The sequence below is a fragment of the Lacinutrix undariae genome (assembly GCF_052934785.1).
The window spans coordinates 2,171,709-2,185,797 of record NZ_CM128809.1 but is presented as its reverse complement, the minus strand read 5'-3'; the positions used below and the strand labels follow the sequence as shown (position 1 = coordinate 2,185,797).

14 protein-coding genes are annotated in these 14,089 nt (G+C 31.8%); 11 read left to right on the top strand and 3 right to left on the bottom strand.

The genetic code is table 11. The features are described from left to right. Nucleotides 1-2,238, bottom strand: coding sequence for a PAS domain-containing sensor histidine kinase (locus ACU4C5_RS09700; protein ID WP_446844010.1), 2,238 nt, complete (start codon nt 2,236-2,238; stop codon nt 1-3). Between the two features lie 204 nt (nt 2,239-2,442). On the opposite strand from ACU4C5_RS09700, the gene ACU4C5_RS09695 reads away from it, so the two are divergent. The 3 genes from ACU4C5_RS09695 (at nt 2,443) to ACU4C5_RS09685 (ending at nt 5,978) form a co-directional block, all read left to right on the top strand. Further along, nucleotides 2,443-3,018: a non-canonical purine NTP diphosphatase gene (locus ACU4C5_RS09695; protein ID WP_446844009.1), complete on the top strand. Its 576-nt coding sequence runs from the start codon at nt 2,443-2,445 to the stop codon at nt 3,016-3,018. A gap of 206 nt (nt 3,019-3,224) precedes the next feature. Continuing rightward, nucleotides 3,225-5,045 carry a DEAD/DEAH box helicase gene (locus ACU4C5_RS09690; RefSeq protein WP_446844008.1) on the top strand — a complete coding sequence of 607 codons (1,821 nt, stop codon included), beginning with the start codon at nt 3,225-3,227 and terminating at the stop codon, nt 5,043-5,045. Between the two features lie 150 nt (nt 5,046-5,195). After that, nucleotides 5,196-5,978, top strand: a complete 783-nt coding sequence (locus ACU4C5_RS09685; RefSeq protein WP_446844007.1) for a carboxypeptidase-like regulatory domain-containing protein — start codon at nt 5,196-5,198, stop codon at nt 5,976-5,978. Nucleotides 5,979-6,014: 36 nt separating this feature from the next. Here the strand turns inward: ACU4C5_RS09685 and ACU4C5_RS09680 are convergent, their stop codons facing one another. Next, nucleotides 6,015-6,671: a TrmH family RNA methyltransferase gene (locus tag ACU4C5_RS09680; protein ID WP_446844006.1), complete on the bottom strand. Its 657-nt coding sequence runs from the start codon at nt 6,669-6,671 to the stop codon at nt 6,015-6,017. A gap of 37 nt (nt 6,672-6,708) precedes the next feature. Between ACU4C5_RS09680 and ACU4C5_RS09675 the strand changes: the two genes are divergently transcribed. The 8 genes from ACU4C5_RS09675 (at nt 6,709) to ACU4C5_RS09640 (ending at nt 13,073) form a co-directional block, all read left to right on the top strand. Continuing rightward, complete coding sequence (locus tag ACU4C5_RS09675; RefSeq protein ID WP_446844005.1) at nt 6,709-7,389, top strand: SIR2 family NAD-dependent protein deacylase; 681 nt, start codon at nt 6,709-6,711, stop codon at nt 7,387-7,389. Between the two features lie 167 nt (nt 7,390-7,556). Further along, a complete protein-coding gene (locus tag ACU4C5_RS09670) occupies nt 7,557-8,321 on the top strand; it encodes a ParA family protein (protein WP_446844004.1) in 765 nt (254 codons plus the stop codon). After that, complete coding sequence (locus ACU4C5_RS09665) at nt 8,321-9,220, top strand: ParB/RepB/Spo0J family partition protein (RefSeq protein WP_446844003.1); 900 nt, start codon at nt 8,321-8,323, stop codon at nt 9,218-9,220. Before ACU4C5_RS09670 ends, ACU4C5_RS09665 begins: the two co-directional genes overlap by 1 nt. Continuing rightward, nucleotides 9,210-9,836 (top strand): DUF5683 domain-containing protein, encoded by a 627-nt coding sequence (locus tag ACU4C5_RS09660; protein WP_446844002.1) that lies wholly within the window; start codon nt 9,210-9,212, stop codon nt 9,834-9,836. The genes ACU4C5_RS09665 and ACU4C5_RS09660 overlap by 11 nt, the downstream gene beginning before the upstream one ends. A gap of 2 nt (nt 9,837-9,838) precedes the next feature. Further along, entirely contained in the window at nt 9,839-10,540 is a 702-nt protein-coding gene (dapB, locus tag ACU4C5_RS09655; protein ID WP_446844001.1) for a 4-hydroxy-tetrahydrodipicolinate reductase, read from the top strand. A 65-nt stretch (nt 10,541-10,605) separates the two neighbouring features. Continuing rightward, nucleotides 10,606-12,138, top strand: a complete 1,533-nt coding sequence (gene lepB / locus ACU4C5_RS09650; protein ID WP_446844000.1) for a signal peptidase I — start codon at nt 10,606-10,608, stop codon at nt 12,136-12,138. A gap of 9 nt (nt 12,139-12,147) precedes the next feature. After that, nucleotides 12,148-12,768, top strand: a complete 621-nt coding sequence (locus ACU4C5_RS09645) for a WbqC family protein (RefSeq protein WP_446846448.1) — start codon at nt 12,148-12,150, stop codon at nt 12,766-12,768. Next, entirely contained in the window at nt 12,765-13,073 is a 309-nt protein-coding gene (locus ACU4C5_RS09640; protein ID WP_446846447.1) for a DUF6122 family protein, read from the top strand. Before ACU4C5_RS09645 ends, ACU4C5_RS09640 begins: the two co-directional genes overlap by 4 nt. Here the strand turns inward: ACU4C5_RS09640 and ACU4C5_RS09635 are convergent. Beyond that, nucleotides 13,065-14,084 carry an endonuclease/exonuclease/phosphatase family protein gene (locus ACU4C5_RS09635; RefSeq protein WP_446843999.1) on the bottom strand — a complete coding sequence of 340 codons (1,020 nt, stop codon included), beginning with the start codon at nt 14,082-14,084 and terminating at the stop codon, nt 13,065-13,067. The two genes, ACU4C5_RS09640 and ACU4C5_RS09635, sit on opposite strands and share 9 nt — an antisense overlap. Between the last annotated feature and the right edge of the window lie 5 nt (nt 14,085-14,089).

The window sequence follows — 14,089 nt, the reverse complement described above, 5'->3', positions numbered from 1 at the left end:
TTAATTAAAATCAATATTAAAAACTGTACCTACTCCAACAGCACTTGATGCTGAAATCTTACCTCCCATAGCTTCTACCTGTATTTTTGTAATAAACAAACCAACACCCTTAGCATCAGGATGTCTATGAAATACTTTATTTAAACCAAATAATTTATGCCCGTGACGATCTAAATCAATCCCCATACCATTATCTTTAATTTTAATTTTAATTTTATCTCCTTCCTTTTCAGAGGTAATCACAACTTTAGGAGCGCGCTCGTCAGATTTATATTTTAAAGAGTTACTTACTAAATTAAGGAAAATACTTTCCAAATATACTTTACAATAACTCACAGTGCTAATCGCAGAAAAATCAGCTTCAATCACCGCTCCTGTTTTTAAGATTTGCCCCATAAGCATCTCTTTTGTTTTTGTTAAAACATCGTCAAATAAAATCTCTTCAATAAAATGATCATTTTCATTAGTAACATTAATTGCATCTACCAGAATATCCAACGTTGATGTTAAGTGATCTATCACTATTTTAAATTTATCAAACACTTCAAACTTATCATCTTCACTTTCAGTAATATTATAAATATTTAATAGCGCATTCAAGTTACTTACGGGCGCTCTTAAATTATGAGATGTTATATGTGCAAAATCAGCTAACTGTGTATTTTGTTTTCTTAATTGAATTGCTAAAAGTTCTAATTCATCTTTAGTTTGAATTAATCTGCGTTCGGCCAACTTTTGACGGGTAATATCTTGGCAAGCTCCAATAACTTCAACAACCTCTCCTGCTTCATTTTCAATAACTTTCCCTGAAAACTGCAATGTTTTTACAGTTCCATCATCCAACTGAATCCTATGTAGTATATCGTTATAACATTTCTTCTTTAAAGACTCATCAAGATGTGCTCTCACCCTAGCTTCATCATCTTTGTGAGCAAGACTTAGGCAGAGTTCTTTTGTAACTACTTCAGTTTCATTTAAACCAAAAATACGATACAAATTAACAGATCCAATAATTATATTAGTTTTAACATCCCATTGCCAATTACCTGTCATTGTTAGTGATTCAGCAAAACTAAGTAGTTCATTTTTTCTTAAAATTTCAGTTTCAGATTTTTTTCTTTCAGAAATATCTGTTGATTTCTCTAAATACCCAATTCCAATACCTTCTTTATTCTTTATAATTGTTAATGTAGATTCTACCGGAAATATTGAACCATCTTTTCTTTTATATAACCATTCTCTAGAAATATCACAAAGTGTTTCATTTGAAGAACTATCTTTTAATTGCTTAATATCAGCTTTAAAATCAGACAATTCTTCTTTTATATGAAATATTTCAGCTTTCTGTTTTCCTATCATTTCGGAAGCACTACATCCCAACATAGCTTCAGCACCATTGTTAAAATGTTTAATAACACCATCTTCATTATAAGATATAATAGCTATAGAACCAGAATTCATAATGGTTGTAATTTCATCATTCGCTTTAGATAAAGCAATGTCTGTTAACTTTTTGACATTAATATCTTGACACACTCCAAAAACATTAACACATACTTCATTTTCAAATTCTGCTTGTCCAATAACGCGCACCCAAATTTCCTTATCATTATAAGTCACAAGTTGCAAATCTATATCAAAAGACTCCCCATCAACCATAACATTCTGCATCGCATTAGCAATAAGCTGTCTACTATAACCTGCTTTAAAAAAATTAACAGCTTCTTCAAAAATAGGATAATAACCATCTGGGACATCATGTATTTCACGTATCATTTTATCCCAAAAGACTTCATTTGATTTCAAATCTAATTCCCAAACCCCTATCCTAGCGACTTCACTTGTCTTTTTTAATATTTTATCAATTCTTTTTTTATCAAAATCATGTTCTTTTTGTTTCGCAATATCCCGAGTTTGAATCATGACCCCTCCTACAGTTCCATCATCATTATACCAAGGATTGATATCCCAAAACAGCCATACAACAGCACCTCCTTTCAACTCGAAACGCACATTTTCAGAAACATTAACACGCGCTTTAATACACTCATTATGTATTCGTTCACAAATATTTTTAAGGCTAGGAAAAACATCATAAAGACAAGAACCAATAATCTCTTTATCAACTTGATAATCAGTCAACCATTTTTTAGACACAACAATACAGCACAAATTCACATCAAGCATAGCCATTGCAACAGGAGACTGCTCAATGAAAATTGACTTATAATCAATCATAATATTTTTGAAATTTGGTTTTTTATTTACTGCATTTATTTTAAAATCATAAACACAGTAACTATCTACAAAACATAAATTTAAGCATAAATATATCTAAATTTTTAACTTATCGTCTGAAAAAAAATATTATTTCGAAAAAATAACACCAATTTGTAGAGTAAATATTTCATTATCTTTATCCATCTAAAATCATCAATACCTATGGAACTAGTTTTTGCCACTAATAATTTAAACAAGATAAAAGAAGTACAACGCTTTATTCCATCACATATAAAACTGCTAAGTCTTAAAGATATTTCTTGTCTTGAAGACATCCCAGAAACACAACCTACTATAATAGGTAATGCGCAACAAAAAGCAGAATACATTATTAAAAATTACGGTTATAATTGTTTTGCTGATGATACAGGTTTAGAAATTGAAGCTCTTAATGGAGCACCAGGAGTCTTTTCTGCACGTTATGCAGGACCGCAAAGAGACAGTAATGACAATATGAACTTAGTGTTGGAAAACTTAAAAACACAGCCCAACAGAGCTGCACAATTTAAAACAGTAATCGCCTTACATTTAAATGGCGAATTACAAACATTTACAGGAATTTGTGAAGGCGAAATCACAACAGAAAAACATGGAGAAGATGGTTTTGGTTACGACCCAATCTTTAAAGCAGACGGACTAGATAAAACATTTGCAGAGATAAGTATTGAGCAAAAAAATGAGATTAGTCACAGAGGAAAAGCTTTAAAACAATTAATAAATTACCTAAATAAAATTTAATCCGTTAAAAATCAACACAATAAAATAACTTGTATATTAAAAAAAAAGTTGTATATTTGCAACTTCAAAACTTAAGGTTCACAAAAACTATTGAGTTTTAAATTCCTCAGAGAGAGGATGTGTTACTAGAGGTTTTAGGTTTAAGTATGTCGATTCGCTTCTTTTTGTAACACCACAAAATATAATCGAATACTTATTACAACTGAATGAACACATTCCAAGATTTAGGTCTTAACGAAGATCTTTTAAACGCTATCACCGATTTAGGTTTTGAAAAACCAAGTGAAGTACAATCAAAAGCAATTCCATTATTATTAGAAGAAGACAAAGACTTAGTTGCTTTGGCACAAACTGGTACTGGAAAAACAGCAGCTTTTGGATTCCCAATGTTACAAAAAATAGATATTAATAGCAGAACCACTCAAGGTCTTATTTTATCTCCAACTCGTGAACTTTGTTTACAAATCACAAACGAACTAAAACTTTACGGTAAATATTGCAAAGGATTAAATGTTGTTGCCATTTATGGTGGATCTAGCATTTCTGATCAAGCAAGAGCTGTAAAACGTGGTGCACAAATTATTGTTGCAACTCCGGGTCGTATGAAAGATATGATTAGCCGTAACATGGTTGATATTTCTAAAATACAATACTCTGTTTTAGATGAAGCTGATGAGATGTTAAACATGGGATTCAAAGAAGATATTACTGATATCCTTTCTCATACTCCAGAAGACAAAAACACATGGTTATTCTCTGCAACAATGCCAAGAGAAGTTGCTACAATAGCAAAAAAATTCATGAGAAATCCTACTGAAATTACTGTAGGAAATAAAAATGAAAGTACAACAAACGTTGCTCACGAATACTATTTAGTAAACGCAAGAGACCGTTACCAAGCTTTAAAACGTTTAGCAGATGCTAATCCAAACATTTTTTCTGTAATTTTCTGTCGTACAAAACGTGATACTCAAAAAGTTGCCGAAAACTTAATTGAAGACGGTTACTCTGCAGGAGCACTACACGGAGATTTAAGTCAGAATCAACGTGACATGGTAATGAAATCGTTTAGAAATAAACAAATTCAAATGCTAGTTGCTACAGATGTTGCAGCACGTGGTATTGATGTAGATGATATTACTCACGTAATTAACTACCAACTTCCAGATGAAATAGAAACTTATACACACCGTTCAGGAAGAACAGGACGTGCTGGTAAAACAGGAGTATCTATGGTAATCGTTTCTAAAAGTGAAGTTAGAAAAATTAAAAGTATAGAACGTATTATTAAAAGAGATTTCGATAAGAAAGAAGTACCATCAGGTGGTGATATCGTTGAAGTTCAATTAATGTCGTTAGCAAATAAAATTCATACTACTGAAATCAATGAAGAAATTGATAAACATATTACTGGTATCAATGAATTATTTGCAGATACAGATAAAGAAGAATTAATTAAAAAATTCTTTTCAGTAGAATTTAATCGTTTTTACAACTACTACCAAAAATCTAAAAACATTAAAGTTGAAGACAGAGGAGATAGCCGTGGAAGCGACCGTGATGGTGGTGGACGTGATTATGGAAGTAACTCTAACGACACACGTTACTTTATTAACGTAGGAAGTAAAGATGGTTACGACTGGATGAAACTTAAAGATTTCTTAAAAGAAATTTTAGAATTAGGTAGAGATGATGTCTTTAAAGTAGATGTTAAAGAGAGTTTCTCTTTCTTTAATACTGAAAAAGAAAACGAAGAAAAAGTAATCGCTTTCTTTAATGACTTTAAACATGAAGGTCGTTTTGTAAATGTAGAAGTTAGTGCAGACAAAGGTCGTAGTAGAGGCGGAAGACACGGAGGTGGCGGAAGACGTCGCGAAGGTGGCGGAGGCGGAAGACGTAATGACTCTGGTGGAAGCCGAGGAAGACGTTCTGATAGTAGCTCAAGTTCTAGACGTCCAGGAGGATCAGATTTTAAATCTAGAGAGTCTAATAGCTCTAGACCAAAACGTTCTAGACGTAGAGATTAATACTTCATGTTAATTTTTAGTCAAAATTAGTAGCTTTAAACATTAATGTAAGTTTAGTTTACTATTTTTATCATAATTATAAGTGTAAAAACTTGTCTCCCTCAAAAGAGACAAGTTTTATCACATATATCACACACTAAAATAACACCAATGAGATATTTACTTTTAACGCTTACCCTATTTTTATTTTCTTCAGCCATTTTCGCTCAAGATGATGAAACATTTGTAAAAGGAACTGTTGTAAGTTCTAGTACAGAAGCAATTATAGACCGCGTTAATATTGTAAATCTTAACCAAGTTATTGGAACATCTACAGATGAAGAAGGAAACTTCCAAATCAAAGCAAATGTTAACGATACCTTACACTTTTCTTACCTAGGATACAAATCCATTAAAGTTCGTGTTACTAACGACTGGATAAAATTTGGGGATACCAAAATTAAACTTACCGAAGTCGCTCTAGCACTAGAAGAAGTCGTTGTAAACCAACTAAAACTAACTGGTTATCTAGAGGTTGATATTAAACAAGTACCCATAAAAAGCAATTACCGCTATAGTATTTCAGGACTTTCAAACAAAGGTTATGAAGCCGGAAGCAGCTCACCAAATGCGGTGAATAAAGTTTTAGGCGCTATTTTTAACCCTGCAGATTTTCTTTATGGAGTCTTTGGAAAAAAGCCAAGAGAACTTAAAAAATTACGTCAGATGAAAGAAAATGACGAAATTAGAAATCAACTTTCCTCTCGCTTTGACAGAGAAATGCTTACCGTACTTTTACAAGTAGATAAATACGACTTAGATGAAATTGTTAGTCAGTGTAACTACTCAAAAGATTTCATAGAAACAGCTAATGATCTTCAAATATTAGATGCTATTAATGAATGTTACGAAGAATACAAAGTATTAAACAGAAGTAGATCTAGTAGATTTTAAATCTACACAGCCCTACTCCTTTTATAAATGCTATAATTATTTAGTTTCGTAAAAACGCTCAATAATTTCTTTATGGCTTTTAATAGTATTTTTACACCAATCCATACGTTTTTCTAATTGTTCAATTTCGGTTAACTGCCAATCAATATCTGTTTGTTTTAATTTTGAAGTTACATGCTGCAGTACAATTGCAGCACTTACAGAAATATTTAAACTCTCAGTAAACCCGGCCATCGGAATTTTTAAAAAACAATCTGCCTCATCCAAAACTTCCTGAGACAACCCTTCTGTTTCTCTTCCGAAGAAAAAACAAGATTTTTTAGTCACATCAAACTCATGCAACACGCAATCATTAGTATGCGGTGTAGTTGCCACTATCTGATAGTTTTTAGATTTTAAATCTTTAATACAATCTTTTACCGAATGATAACGATTAAGATCTACCCATTTTTGAGCTCCCATAGCAATTTCGCGATCAATACTTTTAGAATTGCGTTCTTCAACAATATTAAGTTCCTGAATTCCAAAAACATCACAACTTCGCATGACTGCACTTGTGTTATGTAATTGAAACACATCTTCGGTAGCAACCGTAAAATGTTTTGTACGTTGAGAAATAACTGTAGAAAAACGTTCTTTTCTATGGTCTGTTAAATACGTTTCTAGGTGGTGTAAAAGTTCAATATCTATCATATTTTCAAATATAAATTTAAAATCTTAATTTTAAGCTATGAAACACATAGTTGTATTAACAGGAGCCGGAATTAGTACCGAAAGTGGTATAAAAACATTTAGAGATGCCGATGGTTTATGGGAAGGTCATGATATTATGGAAGTTGCCTCTCCGCAAGGTTTTAAAGCTAATCCTAAATTAGTTTTAGATTTTTACAATCAACGCAGAAAGCAACTACTAGACGTATCACCAAATCAAGCTCATATAGATTTAGTAAAACTGGAAACACAGTACAACGTAAGTATTGTAACCCAAAATGTAGATGATCTCCATGAACGTGCTGGGAGTAAAAATGTATTGCATTTACATGGCGAATTATTAAAAGCACGCAGTACAAAAAACGCGCACAATATTACAGACTACCACCAAGATATAAATTGGGGAGATGTTTGTAAAAACGGGCACCAATTACGACCGCATATTGTTTGGTTTGGAGAAGCAGTACCTATGATTGATAAAGCCATTTCAATTTGCGAATCGGCAGATATTATATGTATTATTGGAACGTCATTACAAGTATACCCAGCAGCAAGCTTACTAGAATATGCAGCAAAAAACGCTCCAATTATATATATTGACCCAAAACCAGCAAAAACACATCACAATAAAATAAGGGTTATTAACAAAACAGCGACTGAAGGTGTTAAATACTTTATAGAATTACTTAAAACTTTATAATTTTAACCCTTTATGCTAATTTTAAGTAATAAAATCATGATATTTATATCTATTTATTGAAAGTTGTTTCAAAAAAAACACAATTTTCTTTAACTATTGTTAACAACTTCAATTTTAAATACTCGCAAATAATTGTATTTTTACACTTATAAAAACCAATGTAATTAATGGGTAAGATCATTGCTATTGCCAATCAGAAAGGAGGCGTTGGAAAAACAACGACTTCAGTAAATCTAGCCGCTTCATTAGGCGTTTTAGAAAAAAAAGTATTGCTTATCGATGCTGATCCTCAAGCCAACGCCACATCAGGCCTAGGTATTGATGTAGATAGCGTAGAAGTTGGTACCTACCAATTATTAGAGCATACCGCTTCAGCTGAAGATTGTATCCTTAAAACAACCGCACCAAATGTAGATATCATTCCATCTCATATTGACTTAGTCGCTATTGAAATAGAACTTGTTGATAAAGATGAACGTGAGTATATGTTGAAAAAATCTATTACTCATCTTACCGAGTCTTACGATTATATTTTAATTGATTGCGCACCATCATTAGGGCTATTAACACTTAATGCACTTACCGCTTCAAATGCTGTGATTATACCTATACAATGTGAATATTTTGCTTTGGAAGGTTTAGGTAAACTATTAAATACAATTAAAAGTGTTCAGAAAATACATAATGAAAACTTAGATATTGAAGGCATGTTGCTTACCATGTATGATCAACGTTTACGCCTATCAAATCAAGTTGTTGAAGAGGTTCAAAAACACTTTAGCGATATGGTTTTTGATACCATTATACAACGCAATGTACGTTTAGGTGAAGCACCAAGTTTTGGAGAAAGCATCATTAATTATGACGTGAGTAGCAAAGGCGCGGTAAATTACTTAAGTTTGGCGAAAGAAATCATTAAAAAGAATGACTAATGGCGAAGGCAACAAAAAAACAGGCCTTAGGAAGAGGATTATCTGCACTTCTTAAAGATCCTATAAATGATATTTCATCTATACAAGACAAAAATGCCGACAAAGTTGTAGGTAGTATTGTAGAATTAGATGTTAATGCTATTGAAATTAACCCGTTTCAACCACGTACTAACTTTAATGAAGAAACATTACGTGAATTAGCATCTTCTATAAAAGAATTAGGAGTTATTCAACCTATAACAGTAAGAAAATTAGACTTCAATAAATACCAATTGGTATCTGGGGAACGTCGTTTTAGAGCTTCAAAATTAATAGGTTTAACAACTATACCAGCATATATTCGTATTGCAAACGATCAAGAATCGTTAGAAATGGCCTTGGTTGAAAATATTCAACGTCAAGATTTAGACCCTATTGAAATTGCGTTATCGTACCAACGTTTAATTGACGAAATTAGCCTTACACAAGAACAAATGAGTGATCGTGTAGGTAAAAAACGTTCAACAATTGCTAATTATTTGCGCCTTTTAAAACTAGATCCAATTATTCAAACAGGAATGAGAGATGGGTTTATTTCTATGGGACATGGTCGTGCGATTATAAATATTGAAGATCAAGATATTCAACTAGATATTTACGAAAAGATAATTACCAATAAGCTATCTGTAAGACAAACCGAGACTTTAGTAAAAACTTTTAATACTGAACAAACCGTGAAAATCCCTAAAAAGGAAGACACACCTCAATTTGTTAAAAAAGGCATAAAAGAATTTTCGGAATACTTTGGAAATAAAATAAACGTTAAACTATCTAAGAATGGAAAAGGAACAATTTCAATCCCTTTCACATCCGAAGAAGATTTTAACCGTATCAAAAAACTTGTTGAAAGTGGCAAATAAAGTCCTATATATTATATTTTTCAGCTTATTATATAGTGTAACAGCTGTATCTCAAAGCTTACCTGAAACTGAAAAAGCAACTCCGCTTTCATCAGATTTGGTAATGGTGCAAGATACTATTGTAACTCGTGCACCTATAAATGTTTTAGCACCATCTAGAGCTGCGTTTTACTCGGCAGTTTTACCTGGTTTAGGACAAGCTTACAACAAAAAATATTGGAAAATCCCCATTTTTGTGGGAGGTATTACTACAGGTATTTTAATTTACAATTACAATAATAAAGATTATAAAAGATACCGAAACGCTTATAAAAGTCGTTTAGCAGGAAATGAAACCGATGAGTTTTGGGGAATGGATAGTGATGGAAATCCTACTTCTACCCCAAGAGTAAGTACAGACGGATTAGTTAGTGCTCAAAAAACATTGAAACGAAATAAAGAACTTTCGCTGTTAATAACCATAGGTATTTACGCTTTAAATATCTTAGATGCCAACGTAGATGCGCATTTATTACAATTTAATGTTGATCAAAATTTAGCTCTAAAACCGCATTATAAATATAATGAATTGGAAAGCACTTCAGATTTAGGGCTCACATTAAACTTTAATTTTTAAGAATGAAAATAGCTTTACTCGGGTATGGAAAAATGGGTAAAACCATCGAAAAAATAGCCATTGAAAGAGGGCACGAGATTGTAATAAAAACTAGCGCTAATGATAGCTACGACATCATAAAAGCTGATGTAGCTATTGATTTTAGTATTCCAGAAGCAGCTTTTAAAAACATCTCTAACTGTTTTAATCATAATGTACCCGTAATTTCGGGAACTACCGGATGGTTGCATGATTATGACAAAGCCGTGAGTTTATGTGAAGAGAAAAATGGAGGTTTTATTTATGCATCAAATTTTAGTTTAGGCGTCAATATTTTCTTCGAATTAAATAGAGTTTTAGCTAAACTAATAAAAGGACAATCGCAATACAGTGTAGAAATGGAAGAAATTCATCATACACAAAAACTCGATGCACCTAGCGGGACTGCTATTTCTCTTGCCGAAGATATTATAACAAATTCAAATTACACCAATTGGACTTTAGATAACTCACCATCAAAAGAACACATATTTATTGATGCAAAACGTATTGAAAATGTTCCAGGAACTCATAATGTGAGCTATATTTCTAATGTTGATACTATTGAAATAAAACACACAGCACATAATCGTCAAGGTTTTGCTTTAGGTGCTGTTATTGCTGCAGAATGGATTGTGGGTAAACACGGTGTGTTTACAATGAAAGATGTGTTAAACATAGGTTAATTAAATTATGAATTGTAACAATTAGTAACACAATTCAACTTATAACAAAATAAAAAACAACAATTATGCAGTGGTTAATATTCATATTAGTAATACAAGTAATCCATGGTCTTGGAACTTGGAAATTATATATAAAAGCTGGTAAAAATGCTTGGGAAGCTTTTGTTCCTGTTTATAACGCTATTGTATTAATGAAAATTATAAATCGCCCTTGGTGGTGGACAATTTTATTATTTGTACCAATTATAAACCTTATTATGTTTCCGGTTGTTTGGGTTGAAACGGCAAGAAGTTTCCGTAAAAACTCAACTACAGATACACTTTTAGCGATTTTTACTTTAGGTTTTTACAACTACTATCTTAACTATGTTGCAGATTTAAAATATGTTGAAAACAGAAGTTTACAACCACGTACAGCTGTTGGAGATTGGGTAAGCTCAATTCTTTTTGCTATTGTAGCAGCAACAATTGTACACACGTATTTTATTCAACCATTTACAATTCCTACATCTTCATTAGAGAAAACCTTATTAGTTGGTGATTTCTTATTTGTAAGTAAATTCCATTATGGAGCACGAATTCCAATGACACCAATTGCTGCACCAATGGTACACGATACAATTCCTGTATTAAAATCTAAATCTTATTTTTCTGGGTTAGAATTACCTTATTTAAGACTTCCTGGTTTTGAAAGTATAGAACATAATGATATTGTAGTATTTAACTGGCCGGTTGATACATTATATAATATGTATAAAACTGCCGATAAAAAATATTACAAACCAATTGATAAACGTACCAATTATGTAAAACGTTGTGTAGGAATTCCTGGAGATACACTTGAAGTGAGAAATGGATATGTATTTGTAAACGGTGTGCAAAACTCATTACCAGATCGTTCTAAATTACAGTTTTCGTATGAGATTTCTTTTAAAAGAGCTATCAATCCTGCTGATATTTATCAACTTCTTAAACGTTACGATATTACAGATGGTTTAGGTTATGGTTCAAAAGAAGGTTCATATACTATTTTTGCTGCTACTGATGAAGCTATCGCTAGATTAAAAAATCATCCTGAAGTTGCAGAAATTGTACCTTTAAAAGATACAGATCATAATAGAAATGCTGGAATTTTTCCAAGAAACACAGCATACGACTGGAACAACGACTTTTTTGGTCCATTATATATTCCTGAAGCAGGAAAAACAATTGATTTAAACGTAGAAGTATTACCTCTTTACAAACGTGCTATTTCTGAATATGAAGGACATAAATTAAGTGTAAACGGTAACGAAATTCGTATTGATAACGAAGTAGTAACTAGCTATACTTTTGAAAAAGATTACTACTGGATGATGGGTGATAACCGTCATAATTCTTTAGACTCTAGAGCTTGGGGATTAGTTCCTTTTGATCACGTTGTAGGAAAACCTGTATTTATTTGGATGAGTTGGGATAGCGACGGAAAACCACGTTGGGACCGTTTCTTTACTACTGTTAGTGGAACAGGAAAAGCAACATCATTCTTAATTCCGTTTTTAATTTTATTAGCTGGATATTTTGGATTTAGCCAATGGAGAAAAAAGCGTAAAGCCTAATCTGTATTGATGACACCGTTATTACACCCTACTTATTTTTCTAGTATTGCACATTATGTAGCGATGCTAAAAAACGATAACTTTACTTTTGAAGTTTCTGATAACTATCAAAAACAAACGTATCGTAATCGCATGCATATTTATGGAGCAAACGGACTGTTATCTTTATCAACTCCCGTGGTGTTTTCTCAAAAAAACAGACAACTTTATAAAGATATAAAAGTTGCAAATACTACAAATTGGCAAGATTTACATTGGAAATCTATATTGTCTGCCTATAGTAGTTCGCCATTTTTTGAGTATTACGAACATGATCTTCAACCATTATTTGAAAATAAGGTAGATTTTTTAATGGATTTTAACTTTAAATGCTTTGAAACTATTTTAGATTGTTTACAACTTGATGTAAAGTATAATAAAACGGAAATATTTAATTTACATCCAGAACAACATACAGATTATAGAGCACTTGTTAACAATAGAAAGGAAGTTGTTCAAAACTTTTCACCTTATACACAAGTATTTGATGATAAGCATGGTTTTATACCTAATCTTAGTATTCTAGATTTACTTTTTAATGAAGGTCCAAACGCCGAATTATACTTAGAAGCACAACAGATTTCTTTATAATGCAAAGTACCATCCATTATGCCATTCATATTTTAGGGCCATTATTAGTGGCTTTATTATGTTATAGAAAAAAGTGGAAACTAGCTTTTATTATTATGCTTTCGGGGTTTTTAATTGATATAGATCATCTTTTAGCAACACCTATTTTTGATCCTAATCGTTGTAGTATTAATTATCATCCGCTTCACTCCTACTACGCTATTGCAGTTTACGTACTACTTTCAATATTAAAAAAAACACGCCTGTTAGGTTTAGGATTATTAATACATATTGTGGCTGATACTGTAGATTGTTGGCTAATGTAATTTTAGTTTTGTAACCACTGGATAATGGTCTGAAAGTTCCACATTGTGAGTTTTAAAACCGTTCACTTTAAAAGTAGGATCTACAAGTAGAAAATCTATTCGTACCGGAAAAAACTTAAAATTAAACGTACGTCCAAAACCATTTCCTGCTTCAACAAAAGCATCTTGAAGTTCACCTTTTAACTCTTTATATACGTAAGAATATGCGGTATTATTAAAATCCCCACAAATAATCATTTTATAAGGTGATTTATTTTTGTGTTTTAAAAACTGTTCGGTTTGATTTTGTTGTGTTACAAACGTGCCTCCTATACGTTTTGCAAGGTTTTCAGAAGATTCATTTGCTAGTTTTTCAACATCAGGATTAATACGTAAAGATTGTAAATGTATATTATAAATACGCAGTGTATCTTTATCTTTAACAACATCAATAAAGATAGCATTATTCGCGGTATTTTTAAATGCTATTGATCCTGAATTTATAATAGGAAATTTAGAATATATCGCTTGGCCGGAGGTGATTTTTTGTCCAGAAACAGCTTCATATTTATGATAACCTTTAAGCTTAATATCTTTATCAGGGCGGTATTCTTGTAAGCTTAAAATATCTGGTTGTTGTTCGTTTATAAAGCTTAATATTTGTGCTTTTACACTATCGTCAGGAATCCATTTAAACACGTTAAATAAACGAACATTGTAACTCATAACTGTAATATTTTCGCTATCATCTACATCTTTTGATGATGAAAAATGATACAAAGAAAACACGTAATTATAACCAATTCCTAAAACAATAGCTGATAATAATAATTGCTTTTTTACTTTAAGCAACCAATACACAACAAATAATAAATTAAGAAGTATTAAAAAAGGAACTGCTAAACTAAGTACCGATAAAAATGCGAAGTTTTTTGGAGACACAAAAGGCAATAAATAAGCTAACAACAACATTGTAGCAACTACAGAGTTGATGAAAAAAACTAACTTATCTATAACATTAAGTCCTTTCATTTTAA